Below are 25891 nucleotides of genomic sequence, written 5' to 3'. Positions count from 1 at the left end.
GATGATGAAAAAAATTCTGCTTTTCATTGGGATGGCCCTGATGACGCAGGCCTGGGCGGATGATATCCAGGTTCAGATGGTCGGGAATATCTATGCCAATACCTGCGTGATCGACAGCGCCAGCAAAAACTTAACCGTCGACCTCGGCCAGACAGCGTCCGGCAATTTTAAAGACGTGGGGGATACGGGCGAATGGAAAGAATTTTCGCTGAACGTCTCGCATTGTCCCAAAACGCTGACGCTGGCAACGGCCTTTTTCTATGGCCAGGCAGACAGCCTGCACCCGACAAAATTTGCCAACATCGGCAGCGCAAAAGGGCTGGCGCTTGAGCTGGCGGACCGGCAGGACAATATCCTCATCGCCCCGCAGGCGAGCTTTAACGCGCTGATTAATCAAAACGATCACACGGCCACCTTCCCTCTCGCCGCACGCTACTACGCCACCTCCATGCCGGTGAGCGCGGGGACGTTCAGCAGCGTGGTGCAGGTGACCTTCACTTACCAGTAGGACCGCGCCCCTTAGCACGGATGCTTTTCCTGCGCCCGGCGGTCAGTGTTGCCGGGCGTTTTTTTACCTCGGGCACCTCTGGCTGTTCAATCGGAAAGATCGGCAGCGCGTTTAACAAACGTTGGCCGTAATTTTTGGTCAGCAGACGTTTGTCATAAATCACCACCTCCCCCCAGCAGCCGTGGCTACGGATCAGACGCCCGACCTGCTGAATGAGATTAAACGACGCCGCAGGTAAGCTTTGCACCTCAAAGGGATAGCGATTGAGGCTTTTCAACCACTCGCCTTCGGTGATGACGACCGGGCTGTCGATGGGCGGGAAGGCAATTTTATGAATATGCACCTGCGTCAGGTAATCGCCCTTCAAATCCAGACCTTCCGCGAAGGACTGTAATCCCACCAGCACACTGCGCTCGCCGTTATCGATACGTTTGCGGTGCGTTTCCACCAGCCGGTAGCGCGGCTGATCGCCCTGGACCAGCAGTAATAAACGCAGATCGGTGACGTGCTCCAGGAAGCGCTGCATCGCGCGCCCGCTGGCAAACAGCACCAGCATGCCGGGGTATTTTCTGCTCTCAACCTGCTCGCGGAAGTAGGCCGCCATTTCAGCAATGTGCTGCTCTTCGTTGTCGATCAGCGGCTCATACTTCATGCGCGGGATCACCAGCTTCCCCTGCTCGCAGTGGTTAAACGGCGAGTCCAGCGCGACAAAACGATCGCCCGCTTTCTCTTTCAGGCCGCTCATCTCCTGCAGCCGCGAGAAGCTGTTCAGGGAGCGCAGCGTGGCGGAGGTCACGACCACGTGCGGCACGCTGCGCCAGATGAGTTTTTCCAGCTGATCGGCCACGCGGATGCCCACGCAGTGGAAAAACAGGTGGACCTGGCCGTCGCGCACTTCACGCGTGGCCCATTTGGTGACCGGCGCGCCCGACGCCTGCGCCATCGAGGCCAGCCGCCAGAGCTTGCTCTGGGCTTCGAACATGCCGAGCGCACGGTTCATTTGCAGCAGAATGCGGTGCAGGCGAACAACGTCATGGGTGCCGGTTTTCTCGCTGAGATCGTTTAAGAACATCTCCGCCAGCCCGCGCAGCTTTTCCAGATGCTTCGCCAGCTGCTGGCAAATCTCCATCACCTCCTCCGGCAGTTCGCCCATCGCAAAGCGGTGTTCCGCCTCCTGGGCTGCGGGAAGATAAAGATTCAGGATGTTGTTCAGAGACGAGATAAGGCTGTAAACCTCTTCGCAGTGGTCGCTCAGACGCTCCGGCACCGCCAGCGGCGGCGTGGTTTTCGGCCGGAACTGCTCCATGCAGGTGGCCACCAGTTTGCAGAAGAGATCCAGCTGCAGGCGGAACCAGGGCGCGGTAATTTCTGCGCTCATCTCCAGCGCGTCGCGCGCCACGTCGGGCAGATGGTGGCCTTCGTCGAGCACCAGCAGCAGGTTTTTCGGCTCCGGCAGCACCGCTTCGCTCTCCAGCGCAGCCATCACCAGCGCGTGGTTAGCCACCACTACTTCGGCTTCCTGAATTTCGCGCCGCGCGACGAAGAACGGGCATTCGCGGTAGTAGTGACAGTTGCGGTTCAGACAGCTGGCCTTGTCGGTGCTGAGCCTGCGCCACAGATCGTCGCTGATGGCTTTATCGGTGTGATCGCGCAGGCCGTCCCATTTATAACCATCAAGATCGCCTTTCAGCGTTGCGCAGAGCTCCTGCTCGGCTTTGTTGTTGGGCGTGAGATCGTCGTCGAGGAACGCCAGCAGATCCTGTTGCGACGCCTCGCTGCTGGCAAGCCCTGCCAGGTTACGCGGGCAGACGTAGCGACCGCGGCCAAAGGCGGCCGTAAACCGCAGGTCGGGGATGATTTTGCGCAGCAGCGGCAAATCTTTGCTGAAGATCTGGTCCTGCAAGGCCACGTTGGCGGTGCTGACCACCAGCGTTTTGTCCTCCTCCCGCGCGATGGCGATGCCGGGAATGAGATACGACAGGGTTTTCCCGACGCCGGTCGGGGCTTCAATCGCCAGATGTCGCCCGTCGTCCCCGGCGAGCGTTTTTGCCACGTCGGCAATCATCTGCCGCTGCGGCGCTCGGGGGATAAAATCGGGGATCTGCTGCTGTAGCGCCTTATACCAGGCGCCTATTTGCGCTTTCAGCGCCGCGGTTAAAGCCATTGGAAAACCTGAAACACTGTATAAACAGCCACTATTGTGGCACTTTCTCTTCGCTGCCGCAAAAAGAAAAGCCCGGCTTTACGACCGGGCTTCCAGATTACTGCGGGTTAGCAGGCTTGCGCGGGCGGCGTCGGCGCTGCCCTTCGCCTGCCGGCTTGCCTTCGCCGCTGCGCCACGGATTGTCACCGGCCGGTTTGCTGTCGTTGCCACGACGCGGCGGTTTGCCCGCTGTCTTCAGCGCGCTACCTTCGGCACGACGCGGCTGCTGGCCGCGACCACCGCCGCCCTGACCGCGACCGCCCTGACGACCGTTCTGAATCGGCTCGGCTTTGATCGACGGATCCACTTCATAACCCGGGGTTTCGATGCGCGGGATCTCTTTCTTCAGCAGGCGTTCGATGTCGCGCAGGAGCTTGTGTTCGTCCACGCACACCAGAGAGAGCGCTTCACCGGTGGCCGCCGCACGACCGGTACGGCCGATACGGTGCACGTAGTCTTCCGGCACGTTTGGCAGCTCGTAGTTCACCACGTGCGGCAGCTCTTCAATGTCGAGGCCACGGGCGGCGATGTCGGTCGCCACCAGCACGCGGATGTCGCCAGACTTGAAGTCCGCCAGCGCACGGGTACGCGCCCCCTGGCTCTTGTTGCCGTGGATCGCCGCGCTGCGGATGCCGTCTTTGTTCAGCTGTTCCGCCAGGTGGTTCGCGCCGTGCTTGGTGCGGGTAAAGACCAGCACCTGCTGCCAGTTACCCTGACCGATCATCTGGGAGAGCAGTTCCCGCTTGCGCTTTTTATCCACAAAGTGAACGTGCTGCGTCACCTGCTCAGAGGCGGTGTTGCGGCGCGCCACTTCCACTTCCAGCGGGTTATGCAGCAGCTTTTCCGCCAGCGCCTTGATCTCGTCGGAGAAGGTCGCGGAGAAGAGCAGGTTCTGACGACGCGGCGGCAGCTTGGCCAGCACGCGGCGAATATCGTGAATAAAGCCCATGTCGAGCATGCGGTCGGCTTCGTCCAGCACCAGAATTTCGATGTTATCCAGCTTCACCGCGTTCTGGTGTTCCAGATCCAGCAGACGGCCCGGCGTTGCCACCAGCACGTCCACGCCGCCGCGCAGCTTCATCATCTGCGGGTTGATGCTGACACCGCCGAACACCACCAGCGAGCGAATGTTGAGATAGCGGCTATAGTCACGCACGTTCTCGCCAATCTGCGCGGCCAGTTCGCGGGTTGGGGTGAGGATCAGCGCACGAACCGGACGACGGCCTTTGGCGTGCGGCTGGTTTTTTACCAGCAGCTCTAACAGCGGCAGCGTAAAGCCCGCGGTTTTACCGGTGCCGGTCTGGGCGCTGGCCATCAGGTCACGGCCCTGAAGAACGGCAGGAATTGCCTGCTGCTGGATTGGGGTTGGCTCAACGTAGCCCTGCTCTGCGATCGCGCGCAGAATTTCCGGGTTCAGGCCAAGGGAATCAAAAGACATAAAAACTCCGAACCGCCCCGACCATCACAGGTGTAGTTTTCAGGGAGATATAACAATTAGGAGGACAAAAACCACAATGTCGCGAAGGGGCGGAGTGTAGCAGCTTTTGTGACGTGGCGCATAAAATATCCCTCCGCGTTCCCTCGACGTAAGCGTGAATCAGGCATAATCTTAATCAATCGATTGATTAATTTTTAATGCCGCCATGAATACAACACCCACAACAACCAAAGGTGAACAGGCCAAAAACCAGCTTATTGCCGCCGCGCTGGCGCAGTTTGGTGAGTACGGGCTGCATGCGACCACGCGCGATATCGCCGCGCTGGCCGGGCAAAACATTGCGGCGATTACCTACTATTTTGGCTCAAAAGAGGATTTATATCTCGCCTGCGCCGAGTGGATTGCCGATTTTATCGGCACGCAGTTTCACCCGCACGTCGAGGAGGCCACCGCGCTGCTCAGCCAGCCGTCCCCCGATCGCGAGGCTATCCGCCAGCTGATCCTCAATGCCTGCCACAACATGATCCGCGTGCTGACCCACGACGACACGCTCAACCTGAGCAAGTTTATCTCCCGCGAGCAGCTCTCCCCCACTGCCGCCTATCAGCGGGTACACGATCGGGTCATTGCCCCGATGCATACCCACCTGACCCGGCTGATCGCCGCCTATACCGGGCGGGATGCCAACGATACCGCGACAATTTTGCATACCCACGCCCTGCTGGGTGAAATCCTTGCCTTCCGTCTGGGCCGGGAAACCATCCTGTTACGCACCGGCTGGACACAATTTGATGAGGATAAAGCCGCGCAGATCGGTGAGGTGATCGCCTGTCATCTCGATCTGATCCTGCAAGGCTTAACGCAAAGGAGCCTGAAGTCATGAAAAAACCTGTCGCCATCATTCTGGTGGTTGTTGTTTTGCTTGCCGCGGGCGTCGGTGGATGGCTGTGGTACCAGAGCCATCAGGATAAAGGCCTGACGCTGTACGGTAACGTGGATATTCGCACGGTGAACATGAGCTTCCGCGTCGGCGGCCGTCTCGCCTCGCTGAGCGTTGACGAAGGCGATGCCATTAAAACCGGGCAGACGCTGGGGATGCTGGACAAAGCGCCCTATGAAAATGCGCTGCTGCAGGCCAAAGCGGGCGTCTCCGTTGCGCAGGCACAGTATGACCTGATGCTGGCCGGCTATCGCGACGAAGAGATCGCTCAGGCCGCTGCGGCCGTCAAACAGGCGCAGGCGGCCTATGACTACGCGCAGAACTTCTACGCTCGCCAGCAGGGGCTGTGGAAAAGCCGTACCATTTCCGCGAATGACCTGGAAAATGCGCGTTCCTCCCGCGACCAGGCGCAGGCAACGCTGAAATCCGCGCAGGATAAGTTAAGCCAGTACCACACCGGTAACCGCCCGCAGGATATCGCCCAGGCGAAAGCCAGCCTTGAACAGGCTCAGGCGCAACTGGCCCAGGCGGAGCTGGATCTGCACGACACCACGCTCATCGCACCGTCTGACGGCACGCTGATGACCCGCGCCGTGGAGCCGGGCAGCATGCTCAGCGCGGGCAGCACCGTGTTAACCCTCTCCCTGACCCGCCCGGTCTGGGTACGTGCCTACATTGATGAGCCTAATCTCGGCCAGATGCAGCCGGGCCGCGAGCTGCTGCTCTATACCGACGGTCGCCCGGACAAGCCGTATCACGGCAAGGTGGGCTTTGTCTCCCCTACCGCCGAATTCACGCCGAAAACAGTAGAAACGCCGGACCTGCGTACCGACCTGGTGTATCGCCTGCGCATCATCGTGACTGATGCGGATGACGCCCTGCGCCAGGGCATGCCCGTCACCGTAAAAGTGAACAGCGGGGAACGACATGAATGATGCGGTTATCCAGCTCAACAATCTGGTCAAACGCTTCGCAGGGATGGACAAACCGGCGGTCGCGCCGCTGAACTGCACCATCCAGAAAGGCTATGTCACCGGCCTGGTCGGCCCGGACGGTGCGGGAAAGACCACGCTGATGCGCATGCTGGCGGGGCTGCTGAAGCCGGATGAAGGATCGGCCAGCGTGCTGGGCCTTGACCCGATAAAAGATGACGGCGCGCTCCACGCCATGCTCGGCTATATGCCGCAGAAGTTTGGCCTGTATGAAGACCTGACGGTGATGGAAAACCTGAACCTGTACGCCGACCTGCGCAGCGTCACCGGCGAAGCCCGACAGAAGACCTTCGCCCGCCTGCTGGAATTTACCTCCCTTGGCCCGTTCACCGACCGGCTGGCGGGCAAGCTTTCCGGTGGGATGAAGCAGAAGCTGGGTCTGGCCTGCACGCTGGTGGGCGAGCCAAAAGTGCTGCTGCTGGACGAGCCCGGCGTGGGCGTCGACCCGATATCGCGCCGCGAGCTGTGGCAGATGGTACACGAGCTGGCGGGCGACGGGATGCTGATCCTCTGGAGCACCTCCTACCTCGATGAAGCGGAACAGTGCCGGGACGTGCTGCTGATGAACGAAGGCGAACTGCTTTATCAGGGCGAGCCGACGACGCTGACGCAGAGCATGGCCGGGCGCAGCTTCCTGCTGCACAGCCCGCAGGCGTCCAACCGCTCGCTGCTGCAGCGGGTGCTCAAGCTGCCGCAGGTCAGCGACGGAATGATTCAGGGCCGCTCGGTGCGGGTGATCCTCAAAAAAGAGGCCACCGTCGACGATATTCGCCATGCCCCCGGCATGCCTGAGATCGACATGGAAGAGACGGCGCCGCGTTTCGAAGATGCGTTTATCGACCTGCTGGGCGGCGCGGGAACATCAGAGTCGCCGCTTGGCGCAATCCTGCACACGGTGGACGGCACGCCGGGCGAAACGGTGATCGAAGCCAAATCCCTCACCAAAAAGTTCGGGGATTTCGCCGCCACCGATAACGTCAATTTCGCGGTAAAACGCGGCGAGATTTTTGGCCTGCTTGGACCGAACGGCGCGGGAAAATCGACCACCTTTAAGATGATGTGTGGCCTGCTGGTGCCGACGTCCGGCAAAGCGCTGGTGCTGGATATGGATCTGAAGGTCAGCTCCGGCAAGGCGCGCCAGCATCTGGGCTATATGGCGCAGAAGTTCTCGCTGTATGGCAACCTGACGGTCGAGCAGAATCTGCGCTTTTTCTCTGGCGTGTATGGCCTGCGCGGACGGACGCAGAACGAGAAGATCCGCCGCATGAGCGACGCCTTCGGGTTAACGACGATTGCTTCTCACGCCACCGACGAACTGCCGCTCGGCTTTAAGCAGCGGCTGGCGCTGGCCTGCTCGCTGATGCACGAGCCGGATATTCTGTTTCTGGATGAGCCGACCTCCGGCGTTGATCCCCTCACCCGCCGCGAGTTCTGGCTGCATATCAACAGCATGGTGGAAAAAGGGGTGACCGTGATGGTGACCACCCACTTCATGGACGAGGCGGAGTACTGCGACCGCATCGGGCTGGTGTATCGCGGCAAGCTGATTGCTCACGGTACACCGGACGACCTGAAAAACCAGGCCGCCGACGATGAGGTCCCGGACCCGACCATGGAGCAGGCGTTTATCACCCTCATCCACGACTGGGATAAGGAGAATGCCCATGCGCAGTAACGCCATTTCCTGGCGCCGGGTGCGCGCGTTGTGCATAAAAGAGACGCGGCAGATCGTGCGTGACCCCAGCAGCTGGCTGATTGCGGTGGTGATCCCCCTGCTGCTGCTGTTTATCTTTGGCTACGGCATTAACCTGGACTCCAGCAAGCTGCGGGTCGGGATTTTGCTGGAGCAGCAGAGCGAGGAGGCGCTGGACTTCACCCACGCCATGACCGGCTCGTCCTACATTGACGCCACCATCAGCGACAATCGTCAGGAACTGATCCAGAAGATGCAGGCCGGGAAAATTCGCGGTCTGATCGTCATTCCGGTGGATTTTGCCGCCAATATGGCGCGGGCGAATACCGATGCGCCGATCCAGGTAATCACCGACGGCAGCGAGCCGAACACCGCGAACTTCGTGCAGGGCTACGCGGAGGGGATCTGGCAGCTCTGGCAGATGCAGCGGGCGGAAGATCGGGGTGAAGAATTTAAACCGCTCATCGACGTGCAGACGCGCTACTGGTTTAACCCCGCCGCCATCAGCCAGCACTTTATTATTCCGGGCGCGGTGACGATTATCATGACGGTCATTGGCGCGATTCTGACCTCGCTGGTGATCGCCCGCGAGTGGGAGCGCGGCACCATGGAGGCGCTGCTTTCAACCGAAGTGACGCGCGTCGAGCTGCTGCTGTGCAAGCTTATTCCCTACTACTTCCTCGGCATGCTGGCGATGCTGCTCTGCATGCTGGTGTCCGTCTTTATCCTCGGCGTGCCGTATCGCGGCTCGCTGGTGGTGCTGTTCTTTATCACCAGCCTGTTTTTACTCAGCACGCTGGGGATGGGGCTGCTCATCTCCACCATCACCCGCAACCAGTTTAACGCGGCCCAGGTGGCCCTCAACGCCGCCTTTTTGCCGTCGATTATGCTGTCCGGCTTTATCTTCCAGATAGACAGCATGCCTGCCGTGATCCGCGCCGTGACTTACGTGATTCCGGCGCGCTACTTTGTGAGCACGCTGCAGAGCCTGTTCCTGGCAGGGAATATTCCGGTGGTGCTGATCGTCAACACGCTGTTTTTACTGGCGTCTGCGGCGATGTTTATCGGGTTGACGTGGATGAAAACCAAACGGCGGTTAGATTAAGGAGCGCGCATGTTTCACCGTTTATGGACGTTAATACGCAAAGAGCTGCAATCCCTGCTGCGCGAGCCGCAAACCCGCGCCATTCTGGTGTTGCCGGTGCTGATCCAGGTTTTACTGTTCCCGTTTGCCGCCACGCTGGAGGTGACCAACGCCACCATCGCCATTTACAACGAAGACAACGGCAAACACGCCGTTGAGCTGACGCAGCGTTTTGCCCGCGCGAAAGCCTTTACCCACATCCTGCTGCTGAAAAGCCCGCAGGAGATCCAGCCTACCATCGACACGCAAAAAGCGCTGCTGCTGGTGCGGTTCCCGGCGGATTTTTCCCGCAATCTGGATACCTTCCAGACCGCGCCGCTGCAGCTGATCCTCGACGGACGCAACTCCAACAGCGCCCAGATCGCGGCCAACTATCTGCAGCAGGTCGTGAAGGATTACCAGCAGGAGCTGATGGACGGCAAACCGAAGCCCAACAACAGCGAACTGGTGGTGCGCAACTGGTATAACCCGAATCTGGACTACAAGTGGTTTGTGGTGCCGTCGCTGATCGCCATGATCACCACCATCGGGGTGATGATCGTCACCTCCCTCTCCGTCGCCCGCGAGCGCGAACAGGGCACGCTGGATCAGCTGCTGGTCTCCCCGCTCGCCACCTGGCAAATTTTCGTCGGCAAAGCGGTACCGGCGCTGATTGTCGCGACCTTCCAGGCCACCATCGTGCTGGGGGTGGGAATTTGGGCCTACCAGATCCCGTTCGCCGGATCGCTGGCGCTGTTTTACTTCACGATGGTGATTTACGGGCTGTCGCTGGTGGGGTTTGGGCTGCTGATTTCCGCACTCTGCTCGACGCAGCAGCAGGCGTTTATTGGGGTATTCGTCTTTATGATGCCCGCGATCCTGCTCTCGGGGTACGTCTCGCCAGTTGAGAATATGCCGGTGTGGCTCCAGGATCTGACGTGGATAAACCCGATTCGCCACTTTACGGATATTACCAAGCAGATCTATCTGAAGGATGCGAGTCTGGATATTGTCTGGGGAAGTTTGTGGCCGCTACTGGTCATCGCGGCCACGACGGGCTCAGTGGCCTATGCGATGTTTAGACGCAACATCGCGTAGCTTTTTCTCTTTGGTCAGCAACGAGACCACCGCAGGCCCTGCGAGGATAGCCAGACCCGCCAGGGCCAGCAGCAGGTTGTTTTGCAGGACGCGTGACAGCAGCCACAGGACAATCATCGCTGCACCAAAGTACCAGGTGGTGGTGAGCTCTTCGAGCAGATCACCCACCTCACGCCAGCGCGCTTCATGGTGGCGCTGTAAGAACAGCATCGACAGCACGGTGACGCCGTAAAGGACGCATAGCCCCAGGCCAACACGCACCAGCGTGCCGCTCATCCAGCCCATCACCAGTACGGCCACGACCAGTAAATGCAACATTATCTGCCAGCAACTCAGGCCAGTTGCGACACGAACACGTTGTTGCCACTTCATGGCTTCTCTCCTGAAGGATTTTTCTCTGCTTAATCAGACTACCGCACTTTACGGAAAATTCCGTAACGCCGCATCTTTTTGTGACGCCGACTACACTTTATTTTCATTGGGATAGTCACTCAGGAAGGAGCTTATGACGAAAAAAATGCAGCATTTCTCGCTTAAAGTGCTGACGATAAACATTCATAAAGGCTTCACAGCATTTAACCGCCGCTTCATTTTACCGGAGCTGCGCGACGCGGTGCGCACCGTCAGCGCGGATATTGTCTGCCTGCAGGAGGTGATGGGCGCACACGAAGTGCATCCGCTTCACTTTGAGAACTGGCCCGACACGCCGCACTATGAATTTCTGGCCGACACCATGTGGAGTGATTATGCCTACGGCCGCAACGCGGTCTATCCGGAAGGGCATCACGGCAACGCGGTGCTGTCCCGCTACCCCATTGAACATTACGAGAACCGCGACGTTTCCGTCGGGGAGAGCGAAAAACGCGGCCTGCTTTACTGCCGCATTACCCCGCCCGACCTTGAGCTGCCCATCCACGTCGGCTGCGTTCACCTGGGCCTGCGCGAAGCCCATCGTCAGGCGCAGCTGAAAATGTTGGCCGAATGGGCCAACGCGCTGCCTGACGGTGAACCTGTTGTCGTGGCAGGCGATTTCAACGACTGGCGCCAGCGGGCAAACCACCCCCTGAAGGTGGAGGCCGGACTGGAGGAAATTTTCACCCGGGCGAACGGCAGGCCTGCGCGCACGTTTCCGGTCCGTTTCCCGCTGCTGCGGCTTGACCGCATCTACGTAAAAAATGCCCATGCCAGCAGCCCGACCGCCCTGGCGCTCCTTAACTGGCGGCATCTTTCCGACCATGCCCCGCTCAGCGCGGAGATCCACCTATGAAATGTTCCTGGCAGGAAGGCAACCGGATCACGCTGCTGGTCAACGGGGACGAGTATTACCCGGCCGTGTTTAAGGCGATTGATCACGCCCAGCAAAAGGTGATCCTCGAAACTTTCATCTGGTTCGAAGACAACGTCGGCAAGCAGCTGCACAGCGTGCTGCTGCGCGCCGCACAGCGTGGCGTCAAAATTGAAGTGCTGCTGGATGGCTACGGCTCGCCGGACCTTAGCGATGCGTTCGTCAATGAACTGACCGCCGCGGGCGTGGTGTTCCGCTACTACGATCCCGGCCCTCGCCTGTTCGGCATGCGTACCAACCTTTTCCGCCGGATGCACCGCAAAATTGTGGTGGTGGATGAGACGGTGGCGTTTGTCGGCGGCATTAACTACTCCGCTGAGCATATGTCCGACTACGGCCCGGAAGCGAAGCAGGATTACGCCATTCGCATTGAAGGCCCGGTGGTGCAGGACATCTTGCTGTTTGAGCTGGAAAACCTGCCGGGGAAAGAGGCCGTTCGCCGCTGGTGGCGACGCCGTCATCGCCCGGAAGAGAACCGGAAGCCCGGCGAAGCGCAGGCGCTTTTCGTCTGGCGCGACAACGGCGAACACCGGGACGACATTGAACGTCACTACCTTAAGATGCTCGCCAACGCCAAGCGCGAAGTGATCATCGCCAACGCCTACTTCTTCCCGGGCTATCGCCTGCTGCATGCCATGCGCAATGCTGCCCGTCGCGGCGTGCGCGTGAAGCTGATCGTGCAGGGCGAGCCGGATATGCCGATCGTCAAAGTCGGGGCGCGGCTGCTGTACAACTACCTGGTGAAGGGCGGCGTCCAGATCTACGAATACCGCCGTCGGCCGCTGCACGGCAAAGTCGCGCTGATGGACGATCACTGGGCCACCGTGGGCTCCAGCAACCTCGATCCGCTGAGCCTGTCGCTTAACCTTGAAGCCAACTTGATCATTCACGACCGCCAGTTTAACCAGACCCTGCGGGATAACCTGCAGGCGTTGATCGTTAACGACTGCGTGCGCGTGGATGAGTCCATGGTTCCCAAACGCACCTGGTGGAACCTGGGCATCAGCGTGGTGGTGTTCCACTTTCTGCGGCATTTCCCGGCGATGGTCGGCTGGCTGCCAGCGCATACGCCGAAGCTGGCGCAGGTGGACCCGCCGGTACAACCCGAAATGGAAACCCAGGACCGCATAGAAGCGGAAGACGGAGGCAAACCCTGATGTCGAAATCGCATCCACGCTGGCGTCTAGCAAAAAAGATCCTCACCTGGGTATTCTTTATTGCCGTCGCGGTGTTGCTGGTAGTCTACGCGCAGAAAGTGGACTGGGAAGAGGTGTGGAAAGTCATCCGCAACTATAACCGGATGGTGCTGCTGGGCGCGACGGGGCTGGTTATCGTAAGCTACCTGATGTACGGCTGCTATGATCTGCTGGGTCGGGCCTACTGCGGCCACAAGCTTGCCAAACGTCAGGTAATGCTGGTGTCGTTTATCTGCTACGCCTTTAACCTGACGCTGAGCACCTGGGTCGGGGGGATTGGCATGCGCTATCGCCTCTACTCGCGGCTCGGCCTGCCGGGCGGGACCATCACGCGCATTTTTTCCCTGAGCATTACCACCAACTGGCTGGGCTATATTCTGCTCGGCGGGGTGATCTTCACCATCGGCGTGGTGCAGTTGCCCGCGCACTGGTATATCGATGAGGCCACGCTGCGGATTCTGGGCATCGTACTGCTGCTGATTATCGCCGTTTATCTGTGGGCCTGCGCATTTGCCAGACGCCGTCATATGACCATTAAAGGGCAAAAGCTGGTCCTGCCCTCGTGGAAGTTTGCGGTGCTGCAGATGGCGGTTTCCAGCGCCAACTGGATGGCGATGGGAGCCATCATCTGGCTGCTGATCGGCGAGGAGGTAAACTACTTCTTCGTGCTGGGCGTGCTGCTGGTGAGCAGTATTGCCGGGGTGATTGTGCATATTCCGGCGGGGATCGGCGTGCTGGAGGCGGTGTTTATTGCACTGCTGGCCGGGGAGCATGTTTCTCAGGGAACGATTATCGCCGCCCTGCTGGCGTACCGCATGCTGTATTACTTCCTGCCGCTGGCGCTGGCCACGATCTGCTATCTGGTGCTGGAAAGTCGGGCGAAAAAGCTGCGGGCGAAGAATGAGAGGATGCTAGCGAAGTGAATAAGTCGGGTGGCGGCTTCGCCTTACCCGACCTACGGTTCGCGCTTCGTAGGCCGGGTAAGGCGAAACCGCCACCCGGCAAAGCAATCTTAACGACGGTTGCCAAGAATTCGCAGCAGCATCAGGAACAGGTTGATGAAGTCCAGATAGAGCGTCAGCGCGCCCAGAATCGAGTATTTGCGCAGGTTTGAACTGTCGCGCACGTCGATCTGCTCGCCGATGTTTTTCAGCTTCTGCGTGTCATAAGCCGTCAACCCGACGAAGAGCACCACCCCAATATAGGTCACGGCCCACATCAGCGCTTCGCTCTTCAGCCACAGGTTCACCAGTGACGCCAGCACGATCCCGATCAGCCCCATAAACAGCATGCTGCCGAAACCGCTCAGATCGCGCTTCGTGGTGTAACCGTACAGGCTCATCGCACCAAACATCCCGCCGGTGACCACGAAGGTGCTGGCGATGGATGAGTAGGTGTAAACGATAAAGATGCTGGAAAGCGTCAGCCCCGTTAGCGCCGAATAGAGCATAAACAGGGTCGTTGCCATGCCGGCACTCAGCTTGTGCACCAGACCCGAAAGCACAAACACCAGCGCCAGCTGCGCGATAATCAGCCCAAAGAAGGTGATTTTGCTGGAGAAGATAAACATCATCAGCTCCGGCGTGTTCGCCGCATACCACGCGATAAACGCGGTAAGCAGCAGGCCAACCGTCATCCAGCCGTACACCTGAGCCATATACGTCTGCAGGCCGCTACGGGTCTGCTGTACTATTGAATCGGAACGCGGAAATCGGTCCATGATTCACTCCTGATTAAGATTAAGTAGACACACTCGTTAAGAGTAACACATCCACGTAAACCGACTACCAACGGCTGGCAGCCTGTTTATCGCTGTCGCGAGATTCTACCCAGCGATCGCCTTCCGGCGTGGCTTCGCGCTTCCAGAACGGGGCTTTGGTTTTGAGGTAATCCATAATGAACTCCCCTGCCGCAAACGCGCTGCCGCGGTGCGCGCTGGTCACCCCGACAAAGACAATCTCCTCGCCAGGCCACATCTCACCGATGCGGTGAATCACCGTGACGCGCCCGAGCGGCCAGCGGCCCCGCGCCTCGTCGACAATCTCCGCCAGCGATTTCTCGGTCATCCCCGGATAGTGCTCCAGCGTCAGCGCCTTCACGCTGTCACCAAGGTTATGATTACGCACTTTACCGGTGAAGGTCACGACCGCGCCGTCTTCATCGCGTTCCGCCAGCCAGCTGTATTCGGTCCCCACGTTAAATCGCTCGGGGCTTACCAGAATTCGGGTTTCAGCCATCTTAGCCCCCTGTGACTGGCGGGAAGAAGGCCACTTCATCCCCGGCCTTCAGCGGATGGGTAAGCTCCACCAGCGTCTGGTTAACGGCGGCCAGCAGCTTGCCTTCATCCAGCGCCAGCGCCCAGCGGTCGCTCTGTGCCGCCAGATGCGCGCGCAGGGCCGCAACGTTTTCAAAAGAGGCATCCAGCGTCAGGCTGTCGGTATTGACCAGCTCGCGCACCTGCGCAAAAAAGAGCACCTTAATCATGGCTGTCCACCTTAAAATCACCGGATTTGCCGCCGCTTTTTGCTAGCAGGCGAACCGGGCCAATCACCATGTCTTTCTGCACCGCTTTGCACATGTCGTAGATGGTCAGCGCGGCAACGGAGGCCGCCGTCAGCGCCTCCATCTCCACGCCGGTTTTGCCGGTTAAGCGGCACAGCGATTCAATCCGCACGCGATTGTGCTCCGGCTGGGCCTGCAGGTTCACCTCCACCTTGCTCAGCATCAGCGGATGGCACAGCGGGATGAGATCCCAGGTGCGCTTGGCGGCCTGAATACCCGCGATGCGCGCGGTCGCAAAGACATCACCCTTGTGATGGCTGCCGTCGATAATCATCGCCAGCGTTTCCGGCAGCATGGTGACGAACGCTTCGGCGCGCGCCTCGCGCACCGTTTCCGCTTTGGCGGAGACGTCAACCATATGTGCTTCGCCAGCGGCGTTAATGTGGGTCAGTTGTGACATAGCTTATTTCTTTAAATGGGGATGGAAATTACACGGACGGGTACGGGCATCCAGCTGCGGAGCGATGATGTTTTCCCACGCGGTGCGGCAGGCTTTCGTCGAGCCCGGCATGGCGAAAATCAGGGTTTTGTTCGCCACCCCGGCAACGGCGCGCGACTGCAGCGTGGAGGTGCCAATCTCTTCAAAGGAGAGCATGCGGAACACCTCGCCGAAGCCTTCCACCTCGCGGTCGAACAGCGGGAGCAGCGCTTCAGGCGCCTGATCGCCCGCGGTAAAGCCGGTGCCGCCGGTGATCAGCACCACCTGCACCTCATCACTGGCGATCCACTGCGAGACCTGCGCGCGAATGGCGTAGCGGTTCTCCTTCACGATCGCTTTATCAACAATGTTATGCCCCGCGTCATGGGCCGCCTCGCGCAGCCAGTGGCCGGAGGTATCATCCTCTTCGCCACGGCGGTCGGAAACGGTAAGGATCGCAATGCGTGTCGGGATAAATTCTGCGCTGACCTGACTCATCTTCTGATTCCTTCTTAAGACTGGTTACCCGCCGATGTAAGACAGGTTCTGAGTAATGCCGGTATTGCCCTGATGCAGGAAGTGGGTCTGTTTTTTATGCGTCAGTGCTTCAGAAATGCGCGCTTCAAGCGCGTCCTGCTGCGCATCGTCTTCCAGCAGATCGCGAAGGTCCACGCCGCCGTCGCCGAACAGGCAGAGATGGAGTTTGCCCACGGAAGAGACGCGCAGGCGGTTGCAGCTGGCGCAGAAGTCTTTCTCGTAAGGCATGATAAGCCCGATCTCGCCTTCATAATCAGGATGACAGAAGACCTGCGCCGGACCGTCGCTGCGCTGGCGGATCTGGTGGATCCAGCCGCGCCTGAGCAGTTCGTCGCGCAGCACCATGCCGGAGATGTGATGGCGGCGAAACAGCTCACTGCCCTCGCCGGTTTCCATCAGCTCAATAAAACGCAGCTGAATGGGGCGGGATTTGATCCACGCCAGGAAGGTATCAAGCTGGTGATGGTTTACATCACGCATCAGCACCGTGTTGACTTTGACTTTTTCGAAGCCGGCCGCAAATGCCGCATCGATACCGTCCATGACCTGCTGGAATTTATCCTGGCCGGTAATGGCGTGAAACTGGCGGGCGTCCAGACTGTCCACGCTGACGTTAATAGCGGTTAAGCCCGCATCGCGCCAGGTGGCTACGTCGCGCGCCATACGGTAACCGTTGGTGGTCACCGCAATCTGGCGGATACGTTCGTTTTCACGCACGGCGGCAATGATGTCGGGGAAATCGCGGCGCAGCGAGGGTTCACCGCCGGTAAGGCGCACTTTTTCGGTGCCGAGCTCAGAGAAGGCGCGCGTGACGCGGCGCACTTCATCCACGGAGAGAAAGCCGTTATTGGTGACGCTGCCCGGTTTGTAGCCGTCGGGCAGGCAGTAGGTGCAACGGAAATTGCACACATCGGTAATCGACAGACGTAAGTAATAAAACTTACGCGCGAAAGCATCAGTAAGTTGTGAAGCCATGTACACCTTTCCAGATACGGGAGGCACAGTCATTTCTTTCTGTACCCTGGTGGCAAATTCGCCACGGCCAGAGCGCCATATCTTTCGACACAGGCACAAGGGCTAGAGTGTATGTTTTCAATGTTGAAAACGTGGTTAGGGCGATAGTAGCGCGGAAATTCGGACAGCGCCATTGTCGCTTTTCGCTATATAATTAAGTATATAGCGAATCATTCGTCCATTTTCGCTACAGAATACCTAAAAATCGCATTTTCACATTGATATACGTCATTTTGCATCGGGTGAGGCATCGTCTTTTAGGGGTAGTTAGGTTACTGTTACGCGATCGAACGTGATAAGGAATACGTATGCGCAATCGCACTTTTGCGGATCTTGACCGGGTGGTCGCTCTTGGCGGAGGCCACGGCCTGGGCCGCGTCATGTCCTCGCTGTCGTCACTCGGCTCAAGGCTGACAGGGATAGTGACCACCACCGACAACGGCGGCTCAACCGGGCGGATCAGACGTGCCGAAGGCGGCATTGCCTGGGGCGATATGCGCAACTGCCTGAACCAGTTAATTACCGAGCCGAGCGTCGCGTCGGCGATGTTTGAGTACCGTTTTGGCGGCAATGGCGAACTTTCCGGACATAACCTCGGAAATCTGATGTTAAAGGCGCTGGATCACCTGAGCGTAAGGCCTCTCGAAGCCATCAATCTGATCCGTAATCTGCTCAAAGTGGACGCATTTCTGATCCCCATGTCTGAACAACCGGTTGACTTGATGGCCATCGACGCCGAAGGGCATGAAGTTTACGGCGAGGTGAATATTGACCAGCTTCTGCTGCCGCCCAAAGAGCTGATGACTTACCCGAGCGTGCCGGCGACGCGTGAAGCCGTAGAAGCAATTGGCGACGCGGATTTAATTCTGATCGGCCCGGGCAGCTTTTACACCAGCCTGATGCCGATCCTGCTGGTGAAGGAGCTGGCGCAGGCGCTGCGCCGCACCCCGGCGCCAATGGTTTACATTGGTAACCTCGGGCGTGAACTGAGTCCGGCAGCCGCAAGCCTGTCGCTGTCGGATAAACTCAATTTGATGGAGCATTACGTCGGTAAGAAGATCATTGACGGCGTGGTGGTGGGGCCGAAGGTGGATGTATCCGGTATCGGCGATCGCCTGGTGGTGCAGGAGCCGCTGGAGGCCTCAGACATCAAGTATCGCCACGACCGCCATCTGCTGCGCGAGGCGCTGGAGAAGGCAATTCAGGCGCTGGGTTAGATTCGTTTTGTGCGGCCTGATGCCCTCACCCCGGCCCTCTCCCACGGAGCTGAGGAACCCCCTGTAATTTCTCTACACGAAGCGATGAATGTTGCTTCAGAAAAATGAACGGCTTGCAGCGACGCCCTGGTCCGGCTGTAAATCGCTGAGGCGTTTCCTGCAGGCCGGGGCGAGGCGCAGGGATGCGCCGAGAGGGCGGGCTTTACATGGACGTTGCCTCCGCCCGTACCCGACAAGCCGGAAGGAATAAGCCGAGGGCACCGCGAAGCGGCGATTTACCGCCGGGAGCCCGGGTCGCCAGGGCGGCGGCGACTGAGCCGCCCTGGCACGTTCACCGGTATAGGAATCACAGAGTAGCAAGGAACATAAAGTGAACGGAATGACCACCGCTGCCGTATGTTCCCCTCACCCTAACCCTCTCCCCAAAGGGGCGAGGGGATTGTTCAGTGCCCGCAATAATTTGTGGGGATTCCTCAACCCACGGGGAGAGGGAGAAAACAACGCTTTACTCACGATGCCGCGATAAACAGATCCCGCAGCTGATGAAGCTGGTCGCGGATCTGCGCCGCCTCTTCGAACTCCAGATTCTGCGCGTGCTGCATCATCTGTCCTTCCAGCTCGTGGATTTTCTGCTGAAGCGCTTTTGGCGTCAGCACGACGGTATCTTCTTCCACCACTGAACGCGCCTTGCCGCGGCCTTTCGCTTTGGTTTTGGCGATGTTCTGACCCAGCGCCAGAATATCCACCACCTTCTTGTTCAGCCCCTGCGGGGTAATGCCGTGTTCTTCATTGTAGCGCTGCTGTTTCTCACGGCGGCGCTCCGTCTCACCAATCGCTTTCGCCATCGACGGGGTAATTTTGTCACCGTACAGAATCGCTTTCCCGTTGACGTTACGCGCGGCGCGGCCAATGGTCTGGATCAGCGAACGCTCGGAACGCAGGAAGCCCTCTTTGTCCGCATCCAGAATCGCCACCAGCGAGACCTCCGGCATATCGAGACCTTCTCGCAGCAGGTTAATCCCTACCAGCACGTCAAACTCACCCAGACGCAGGTCGCGGATAATCTCCATGCGCTCCACGGTATCGATATCCGAGTGCAGATAACGCACCTTCTCGCCGTGCTCTTCAAGATACTCGGTCAGGTCTTCCGCCATACGCTTGGTGAGCGTGGTCACCAGCACGCGCTCGTTGATGGCGGAACGGGCGCGGATCTCAGAGAGCAGGTCGTCCACCTGCGTGGCCACCGGACGCACCTCGATAACCGGATCCAGCAGCCCGGTCGGACGCACCACCTGGTCAACCACTTCATCGCCCGATTTTTCCAGCTCATAGTTGCCCGGCGTGGCCGAGACGTAGATGGTTTGCGGCGCCAGCGCCTCAAACTCTTCAAACTTCATCGGACGGTTATCCAGCGCTGACGGCAGGCGGAATCCGTACTCCACCAGCGTCTCCTTACGCGCCCGGTCGCCACGGTACATCCCGCCGATCTGCGGGATCGTGACGTGGGATTCGTCGATCACCAGCAAACCGTCGGCCGGAAGGTAATCAAACAGCGTCGGCGGCGGCTCGCCCGGCCCGCGCCCGGAGAGGAAGCGAGAGTAGTTTTCGATGCCGGAGCAGTAGCCCAGCTCGTTCATCATCTCCAGGTCGAACTGGGTACGCTGACTCAGGCGCTGCTCTTCCAGCAGCTTATTGTTCGCCAGCAGCACCTTACGGCGCTCGGCCAGCTCCACTTTGATCTCTTCCATCGCCTGCACGATACGCTCGCGCGGCGTCACGTAGTGCGTTTTCGGGTAGATGGTGAAGCGCTGGATCACCGACTCAACGTGTCCAGTCAGCGGGTCGAAGAGCGACAGGCGTTCAACCTCTTCGTCAAACAGCTCGACGCGCAGCGCCATATCGTCCGATTCTGCCGGGAAGATGTCGATCACTTCACCGCGCACGCGGAAGGTGCCGCGCTGGAAGGCCTGGTCGTTGCGGGTGTACTGCAGCTCCGCCAGGCGACGCAAAATCGCGCGCTGGTCAATGATCATCCCCTGCGTCAGGTGCAACATCATCTTGAGATAGAGATCCGGATCGCCCAGACCGTAGATCGCGGAAACCGAGGCAACGACGATCACATCGCGACGCTCCAGAAGCGCCTTCGTGGCCGACAGTCGCATCTGCTCGATGTGTTCGTTCACCGAGGCATCTTTCTCAATGAAGGTGTCAGAACTCGGCACATAGGCTTCAGGCTGGTAGTAATCGTAGTAGGAGACGAAATACTCTACCGCGTTTTCCGGGAAGAACTCTTTCATCTCGCCGTATAGCTGCGCCGCCAGGGTTTTATTGGGTGCCAGCACCATCGTTGGGCGCTGGAGATCCGCAATCACGTTGGCAATGGTAAATGTTTTACCCGAGCCGGTGACCCCCAGCAGCGTCTGGTGCGCCAGCCCATCCTCCAGTCCTTCTTCCAGACGACGGATCGCCTCAGGCTGATCGCCAGATGGACGGAAAGCAGAATTCAATTTGAACGGTTTACTCATGGGCGACAACCTGATGACGTTATAAGCGGCAGGTGAGTAATTTTACTCCTTGTTGCCAGGAATGCCAGTAAAAAACACTGGATGAAAAACCAGTAGCATGTCAGGATATTTAGAGTAGCGCCTGAATGATTAGCGCGATAGCGACCAAAATTTGGACTGTGACAACATAAAACACCAGTCAGGTCAGGTTATCCCCAGAACTTTTTCTTTTTTAACATTTGTCAAGCCAGGTAATGATAGTTTTGTGGCAACCGGTGACACTTTCATGACGGGAATTGCTTTTATCTAAGCAATTAAAAACTAAACGATATTTTCTAAAGCCGCGTTTCGCGTCAATTTGGGCGTAAGCCGCGTCTTCTCTCGCTTATCGCGTGTTTTCTAACTCTAATGCACATGGTTATCCACAGGAATAGTGGATAACTGCTTCCAGCCCATACAGACTGGCGCTCCGCAAATTCCCGGATTTTCCCACGAGACGGCGGCAAAAAATTTTTATAGCTATTTTTTGCTGATTAACAGTTGCGTCATTCATAACCAACCGATGCGATCTTGCTCACATTTTCACCCTTTCGGGCTCTGCACCACAACTCACCACCGCCAGCACCGTCGATGTGCAAGCCCGGTTTTTATCCGCCGCGCTTCTGTGACTTATTCCTAAAAAAGTCGCTTTTTTAACCACTTTCCGCTTTATGGCAGGGGTTTTGCAGATTCATCCACGAGCCACACCTACACACATTTTTAAGGAGAGAAAGATGTTGAGTCTGCGTGCAGTGAATCAGTTTTACGGAAGTCAACATACGCTATGGAATGTGGATTTAGATTTTCCGCAAGGGATGTGTACAGGCGTCGTTGGCCTGCCGGGGATGGGGAAAACCACCCTCATGAATTGCATCGCCGGGAAAGTGCCCGTCGAAAGCGGCAGCATCATCTGGTATGAGGCGGGCGCGCCGCCGCGTGATTTGCTCCACCCGCCGTCAGAACAGCGTTCCGGGCCGGGGATTGGCTATGTCTCGCAGGACAGGCGGATCTTCTCTCAGCTAACGATTGAGGAGAACCTGCATATCGCCATGCGGGCGACGGGGAAACCTAATCCGGAGGCGAAAAATGACGTTTACGACCTGTTTCCGGCGCTCTATGGGGTGCGGCAAACCCGCGCCAACACGCTCTCTCCGGACGACCAGTATCAGCTGGCGCTGGCTAATGCGCTGGTAAACCGCCCTCACCTGCTGATCCTGGATGAACCCCTGCACGGCGCGGGGCACAGCGTTGCCCAGAAGCTGGTACAGCTGCTGGGGCGATTAAACCGGGAACTGGGAATGACGGTGCTGTTAGCGGAGCAGCAGCTGTCGTTTATCCGTCGGGTGGCGGACCGTTTCTGTATGCTCTATCGCGGGCGTAACGTGGCGCAGGGCCACGTTAACGAACTGGATGATGAGCTTATCGCTCACTGGATGTCGCGGGAAGCAAAACGCTGAGATCGAGATAACGTCCTGTTTCGGCATTTTCCGCGCCGTCAGCAAGCCAGGGGATCTCCCCGAGGCACGGCGCGGGCAGGACGCGCCTGAGCGTCGCCAGATACTCCAGGTGTCGTTTACCCGGCGCAACCACGTCGTTGGCTATCCAGCCCGCCAGACGCAGCCCGGCCTGCTGTACGGCCTGCGCGGTCAACATGGCGTGATTGATGCAGCCCAGCTTGACGCCGACGACAAGAATGACCGGAAGCTGCTCGGCCTGCACCCAGTCAGCAAACGTCTGCGTGTCCGAAAGCGGCGTAAACCAGCCGCCAGCCCCTTCCACCAGCACCCAGTCGGCCTGATTTTCCAGCGTCCGCAGTCCGGCAGACAGCACGGCGAAATCAATCGGACGACCTTCATCGGCGCTGATAATGTGCGGCGAGGTCGGCTCGGCAAAGGTGTACGGATTCACCGCGGAATAGGCGAGTTCACGCGTGCTGTGACGCTGGAGCGCCAGCGCGTCGGTGTTGCGTAACCCTTCCGCCGTCATCTCGCTGCCGGACGCCACGGGCTTATACCCGGCGGTGTTTTTCCCGAGCAGCCGTGCCGCCTGCAGCAGCGCCGAGCTGGCCACCGTTTTGCCCACTTCTGTGTCCGTGCCGGTGACAAAATAACGTTCAGTCACGTTCGATAATCCCATGAAAAAGTTGATAGGAGAGCGGGAATTGACCCCGCTGCTGCGGCCAGGCCAGCTCAAGGCGCTGCAGCTGACCGCGGGTGAGCGGTTTTTTCTCGCGTCCGGTATGCAGGTGCGTGGCGCCTATGCCCTTCAGCGAACGCATGGCGCTGAACGCATCGCTAAAATTGAGCGTGATGGTCTGCACCACGCTGCGAGCGCGCCAGCCTTCCAGCGCCTGCATCACCTGCTCATGCGATAAAAACCGGTTAGCGTGCGGCTGTTCATCGACTGCCTGCCAGGCCTGATTCAGCTCCGGCAGCGAACTTTCCAGCAAGGTGGTAAACGCCACCTTCCCGCCCGGTCGCGCCACGCGATAAAGCTCGCGCAAGGCCTGCGGCAGGCTGCTGCACCACTGAACCGCCAGATGGCTCCAGACCAGATCAAACTGCGCGTCCGCCAGCGGGATCGCCTCGATATCGGCCAGCAGATAACGATCTGCAGCCTGCCGCTGGCGCGCCTCTTCCAGCATCTGTGCTGAGAGATCGATAGCCGTCACCTGGCTTCCCACCCCGCGCCAGTAGCGGCTGTTGCTGCCGGGACCACAGCCGGCGTCCAGCACCTGGGGAAAACGGTTCTCGCCAAGCACGGCCAGAAGCCCCTGCGCGCTCAGACGCTGCAGCTCATCATGCTGCGAATAGCTCTGCGCGGCGCGGCCAAATGCGGCAGCGATGGCCTGCTTATTCACCGGCATCATGGAGCGCCTCCAGCAACGTCTCAATATCCTGTCGTTCATGCGCCGCCGTCAGGGTTAAGCGCAGCCGTGCCGTGCCCGGTGGTACTGTTGGCGGGCGAATGGCAGTCACCCACATGCCGCGCTGGCGCAGCGCCTGTGCCAGGGCCAGCGCGCGGGCATTTTCACCGACAATCACCGGCTGGATAGCGCTCTGCGAATCGGTGCTGCGGAAGGGCAACGCCGCGAGTCCCTGACGGAAGCGGGCGATATGCTCTGCCAGCCGCTGGCGACGCTCATCCCCTTCCGCGCTGCGTATCACCGCCAGCGACGCTGACAGCGCCACGGCCTGCGCCGGAGGCATGCTGGTGCTGTAAATCAGGTGTCGGGCAAACTGCAGCAGATAGTCGGCGACGGATTCGCTGCACAGCACGGCGGCACCGCTAACGCCAAAGCCTTTGCCGAAGGTGACAATCAGCAGTTCCGGCTTCACGTTTTGCTGATACGCGCTCCCGCGCCCTTCGTCGCCCATCACGCCAATGCCGTGCGCATCATCGACCAGCAGCCAGGCATGCTGCCGCTTTGCGGCCTCGTGCAGCGCGGCAAGCGGCGCGCTGTCGCCGTCCATGCTGAACACCCCTTCCGTGACCGCCAGCTGTTGTCCTTCGCAGGGTTTATCCAGCAGCGCAGCGAGCTGTCCCGCATCGTTATGGGCAAAACGCCGCAGCTGCGCCGGGCTTAAATTTGCCGCCTCCAGCAGGGAGGCGTGGCTCAGGCGGTCGGCGACAATGCGGTCCGCCTTCCCCATCAGGGCCGTGATGACCGCCTGGTTGGCGGCAAAGCCGGAGATAAACAGCAGCGCGCGCGGGTAGCCGAGCCAGTCAGCCAGTTCCTCTTCCAGCGCCTGATGCGCCGTGGTGTATCCACTGACGTGTCCCGATCCGCCGCTGCCCACGCCAAACCGCTCCGCGCCCTGCTGCCAGGCGCGGATAATGGCCGGATGCTGGCTCAGCCCGAGATAGTCGTTGCTGGAGAAATTGCAGAACCGCTGGCCTTCACGGGTAAGAAAACGACCCGCGCCGTTTTCCACCACCCTGCGAACGCGAAATGCCTCTGCCGCCCGACGGTCGTCGAGCGCAGAGTTGATACGTGCCTGCCAGGTCATACGGCTGCCGCGTTGTAGAACTGGTCGGTGTCGGCGTTGAAAATCTGCTGCTCCAGCTGCTGCTGTTGCTCGTTATCGCCCGTCAGCACCTCGGTCTGATGCGGGTTCAGCCCCAGCTTGCGGAACAGCTGAACGTCTTTGTCCTCTTCCGGGTTCGGCGTGGTCAGCAGCTTGCAGCCGTAGAAGATGGAGTTGGCGCCGGCCATAAAGCACATCGCCTGGGTCTGCTCGTTCATCTGCTCGCGGCCCGCTGAGAGGCGAACGTAAGACGTTGGCATCATGATGCGCGCCACCGCGATGGTGCGGATAAAATCAAACGCATCCACGTCCTCGTTATCCGCCAGCGGCGTGCCCTTGACCTTCACCAGCATGTTGATCGGCACGCTTTCCGGCGGGGTCGGCAGGTTCGCCAGCTGCAGCAGCAGGCCCGCGCGGTCTTTCACCGTTTCGCCTAGGCCCACGATGCCGCCGGAGCAGACCTTGATCCCCGCATCACGCACTTTATCCAGCGTATCCAGACGCTCCTGGTAGGTACGCGTGGTGATGATATTGCCGTAAAATTCCGGCGAGGTGTCGAGGTTGTGGTTGTAGTAATCCAGCCCCGCGGCCGAGAGGCGCTGCGCCTGCTCTTCGTTGAGCGTACCGAGGGTCATGCAGGCTTCGAGGCCCATCTCCTTCACGCCCTTCACCATCTGCTCCAGATACGGCATGTCGCGATCGTGCGGGTTCTTCCACGCCGCGCCCATGCAGAAGCGGGTTGAGCCAGCGTTTTTCGCCTTGCGCGCGGAGTCGAGGACCTGCTCCACTTCCATCAGGCGCTCTGACTCCAGACCGGTTTTGTAGCGCGCACTCTGCGGGCAATATTTGCAGTCTTCAGGGCAGGCGCCGGTCTTGATCGACAGCAGCGTGCTGACCTGAACATGGCGGGGATCGAAGTGCTGGCGATGCACCTGTTGGGCTTCGAACATCAGCTCAAGGAAAGGTTTGTTGAATAATTCAGTAACTTGCGACATCGTCCAGCGTGCGTGGTGAGCCATCGGGCTTCTCCAAAGGG

Annotated in this window: 25 protein-coding genes and 1 riboswitch; of the genes, 11 read left to right on the top strand and 14 right to left on the bottom strand. The window is 59.2% G+C overall.

The window, feature by feature from the left end:
• The first annotated feature begins 4 nt into the window (after positions 1-4).
• Positions 5-508 (top strand): fimbrial protein, encoded by a 504-nt coding sequence (locus LJA86_RS02415; RefSeq protein ID WP_229226243.1) that lies wholly within the window; start codon positions 5-7, stop codon positions 506-508.
• On the opposite strand, the gene dinG is transcribed toward LJA86_RS02415, so the two are convergent.
• Both dinG and rhlE read right to left on the bottom strand, forming a co-directional pair.
• Complete coding sequence (gene dinG, locus LJA86_RS02410) at positions 495-2672, bottom strand: ATP-dependent DNA helicase DinG (protein WP_021240984.1); 2178 nt, start codon at positions 2670-2672, stop codon at positions 495-497. The two genes, LJA86_RS02415 and dinG, sit on opposite strands and share 14 nt — an antisense overlap.
• 97 nt (positions 2673-2769) lie before the next feature.
• Positions 2770-4149 carry an ATP-dependent RNA helicase RhlE gene (rhlE, locus tag LJA86_RS02405; protein WP_229225542.1) on the bottom strand — a complete coding sequence of 460 codons (1380 nt, stop codon included), beginning with the start codon at positions 4147-4149 and terminating at the stop codon, positions 2770-2772.
• 205 nt (positions 4150-4354) lie between these two features.
• On the opposite strand from rhlE, the gene cecR reads away from it, so the two are divergent.
• The 5 genes from cecR to LJA86_RS02380 are packed head-to-tail and all read left to right on the top strand — an operon-like array spanning position 4355 to position 9995.
• Positions 4355-5032: a transcriptional regulator CecR gene (cecR, locus tag LJA86_RS02400; protein ID WP_045909498.1), complete on the top strand. Its 678-nt coding sequence runs from the start codon at positions 4355-4357 to the stop codon at positions 5030-5032.
• Positions 5029-6024: a secretion protein HlyD gene (gene hlyD, locus LJA86_RS02395; protein WP_048027006.1), complete on the top strand. Its 996-nt coding sequence runs from the start codon at positions 5029-5031 to the stop codon at positions 6022-6024. Before cecR ends, hlyD begins: the two co-directional genes overlap by 4 nt.
• The gene (locus LJA86_RS02390) at positions 6017-7756 is read left to right on the top strand and encodes an ATP-binding cassette domain-containing protein (RefSeq protein WP_229225541.1); all 1740 of its coding nucleotides are present in this window, start codon (positions 6017-6019) and stop codon (positions 7754-7756) included. The genes hlyD and LJA86_RS02390 overlap by 8 nt, the downstream gene beginning before the upstream one ends.
• Positions 7746-8879: an ABC transporter permease gene (locus LJA86_RS02385; protein WP_229225535.1), complete on the top strand. Its 1134-nt coding sequence runs from the start codon at positions 7746-7748 to the stop codon at positions 8877-8879. The genes LJA86_RS02390 and LJA86_RS02385 overlap by 11 nt, the downstream gene beginning before the upstream one ends.
• A 9-nt stretch (positions 8880-8888) precedes the next feature.
• Positions 8889-9995 carry an ABC transporter permease gene (locus LJA86_RS02380; protein ID WP_045909494.1) on the top strand — a complete coding sequence of 369 codons (1107 nt, stop codon included), beginning with the start codon at positions 8889-8891 and terminating at the stop codon, positions 9993-9995.
• On the opposite strand, the gene LJA86_RS02375 is transcribed toward LJA86_RS02380, so the two are convergent.
• A complete protein-coding gene (locus LJA86_RS02375; protein WP_229225533.1) occupies positions 9957-10367 on the bottom strand; it encodes a YbhQ family protein in 411 nt (136 codons plus the stop codon). The two genes, LJA86_RS02380 and LJA86_RS02375, sit on opposite strands and share 39 nt — an antisense overlap.
• Before the next feature lie 133 nt (positions 10368-10500).
• Here LJA86_RS02375 and LJA86_RS02370 point away from each other — a divergent pair, with 133 nt between their 5' ends.
• Genes LJA86_RS02370 through LJA86_RS02360 form a run of 3 tightly spaced genes read left to right on the top strand, consistent with a single transcriptional unit; the run spans position 10501 to position 13459 of the window.
• Positions 10501-11262, top strand: a complete 762-nt coding sequence (locus LJA86_RS02370; protein WP_048222143.1) for an endonuclease/exonuclease/phosphatase family protein — start codon at positions 10501-10503, stop codon at positions 11260-11262.
• The gene (gene clsB / locus LJA86_RS02365) at positions 11259-12497 is read left to right on the top strand and encodes a cardiolipin synthase ClsB (protein WP_045909491.1); all 1239 of its coding nucleotides are present in this window, start codon (positions 11259-11261) and stop codon (positions 12495-12497) included. The genes LJA86_RS02370 and clsB overlap by 4 nt, the downstream gene beginning before the upstream one ends.
• Complete coding sequence (locus LJA86_RS02360) at positions 12497-13459, top strand: lysylphosphatidylglycerol synthase domain-containing protein (RefSeq protein WP_229225527.1); 963 nt, start codon at positions 12497-12499, stop codon at positions 13457-13459. Before clsB ends, LJA86_RS02360 begins: the two co-directional genes overlap by 1 nt.
• A gap of 89 nt (positions 13460-13548) precedes the next feature.
• Here LJA86_RS02360 and LJA86_RS02355 read toward each other — a convergent pair whose 3' ends face one another.
• From LJA86_RS02355 to moaA, 6 genes are all read right to left on the bottom strand, one after another.
• Entirely contained in the window at positions 13549-14256 is a 708-nt protein-coding gene (locus LJA86_RS02355) for a Bax inhibitor-1 family protein (RefSeq protein WP_069719576.1), read from the bottom strand.
• A gap of 64 nt (positions 14257-14320) precedes the next feature.
• Positions 14321-14773: a molybdopterin synthase catalytic subunit MoaE gene (gene moaE / locus LJA86_RS02350; RefSeq protein ID WP_229225526.1), complete on the bottom strand. Its 453-nt coding sequence runs from the start codon at positions 14771-14773 to the stop codon at positions 14321-14323.
• A gap of 1 nt (position 14774) precedes the next feature.
• Complete coding sequence (gene moaD, locus LJA86_RS02345) at positions 14775-15020, bottom strand: molybdopterin synthase sulfur carrier subunit (RefSeq protein WP_008501143.1); 246 nt, start codon at positions 15018-15020, stop codon at positions 14775-14777.
• Positions 15013-15498 carry a cyclic pyranopterin monophosphate synthase MoaC gene (gene moaC / locus LJA86_RS02340; RefSeq protein ID WP_008501142.1) on the bottom strand — a complete coding sequence of 162 codons (486 nt, stop codon included), beginning with the start codon at positions 15496-15498 and terminating at the stop codon, positions 15013-15015. The genes moaD and moaC overlap by 8 nt, the downstream gene beginning before the upstream one ends.
• 3 nt (positions 15499-15501) lie before the next feature.
• Positions 15502-16014, bottom strand: coding sequence for a molybdenum cofactor biosynthesis protein B (gene moaB / locus LJA86_RS02335; RefSeq protein WP_045403780.1), 513 nt, complete (start codon positions 16012-16014; stop codon positions 15502-15504).
• A gap of 24 nt (positions 16015-16038) precedes the next feature.
• Positions 16039-17028, bottom strand: coding sequence for a GTP 3',8-cyclase MoaA (moaA, locus tag LJA86_RS02330; RefSeq protein WP_048222132.1), 990 nt, complete (start codon positions 17026-17028; stop codon positions 16039-16041).
• Positions 17016-17150, bottom strand: a riboswitch (molybdenum cofactor riboswitch). Its footprint overlaps the gene before it by 13 nt.
• Before the next feature lie 225 nt (positions 17151-17375).
• Here moaA and yvcK point away from each other — a divergent pair.
• Entirely contained in the window at positions 17376-18284 is a 909-nt protein-coding gene (yvcK, locus tag LJA86_RS02325) for a uridine diphosphate-N-acetylglucosamine-binding protein YvcK (protein ID WP_045909485.1), read from the top strand.
• A gap of 509 nt (positions 18285-18793) precedes the next feature.
• Here yvcK and uvrB read toward each other — a convergent pair.
• Positions 18794-20809, bottom strand: a complete 2016-nt coding sequence (gene uvrB / locus LJA86_RS02320) for an excinuclease ABC subunit UvrB (RefSeq protein WP_045909484.1) — start codon at positions 20807-20809, stop codon at positions 18794-18796.
• A 752-nt stretch (positions 20810-21561) separates the two neighbouring features.
• Between uvrB and LJA86_RS02315 the strand changes: the two genes are divergently transcribed.
• Positions 21562-22284, top strand: a complete 723-nt coding sequence (locus LJA86_RS02315) for an ABC transporter ATP-binding protein (protein WP_104949075.1) — start codon at positions 21562-21564, stop codon at positions 22282-22284.
• Here the strand turns inward: LJA86_RS02315 and bioD are convergent.
• Genes bioD through bioB form a run of 4 tightly spaced genes read right to left on the bottom strand, consistent with a single transcriptional unit; the run spans position 22247 to position 25874 of the window.
• Positions 22247-22948 (bottom strand): dethiobiotin synthase, encoded by a 702-nt coding sequence (bioD, locus tag LJA86_RS02310; RefSeq protein ID WP_229225524.1) that lies wholly within the window; start codon positions 22946-22948, stop codon positions 22247-22249. The two genes, LJA86_RS02315 and bioD, sit on opposite strands and share 38 nt — an antisense overlap.
• A complete protein-coding gene (gene bioC / locus LJA86_RS02305; protein ID WP_229225522.1) occupies positions 22941-23696 on the bottom strand; it encodes a malonyl-ACP O-methyltransferase BioC in 756 nt (251 codons plus the stop codon). Before bioC ends, bioD begins: the two co-directional genes overlap by 8 nt.
• Positions 23680-24837: an 8-amino-7-oxononanoate synthase gene (gene bioF, locus LJA86_RS02300; RefSeq protein WP_229225520.1), complete on the bottom strand. Its 1158-nt coding sequence runs from the start codon at positions 24835-24837 to the stop codon at positions 23680-23682. Before bioF ends, bioC begins: the two co-directional genes overlap by 17 nt.
• Positions 24834-25874: a biotin synthase BioB gene (gene bioB / locus LJA86_RS02295; protein WP_008501133.1), complete on the bottom strand. Its 1041-nt coding sequence runs from the start codon at positions 25872-25874 to the stop codon at positions 24834-24836. Before bioB ends, bioF begins: the two co-directional genes overlap by 4 nt.
• Between the last annotated feature and the right edge of the window lie 17 nt (positions 25875-25891).

The organism is Enterobacter sp. TCD1-1, from assembly GCF_020567405.1.
Lineage (GTDB): Bacteria > Pseudomonadota > Gammaproteobacteria > Enterobacterales > Enterobacteriaceae > Enterobacter > Enterobacter quasiroggenkampii.
The sequence above is the reverse complement of the archived record's forward strand: the minus strand, read 5'-3'. Positions and strand labels throughout refer to the sequence as shown.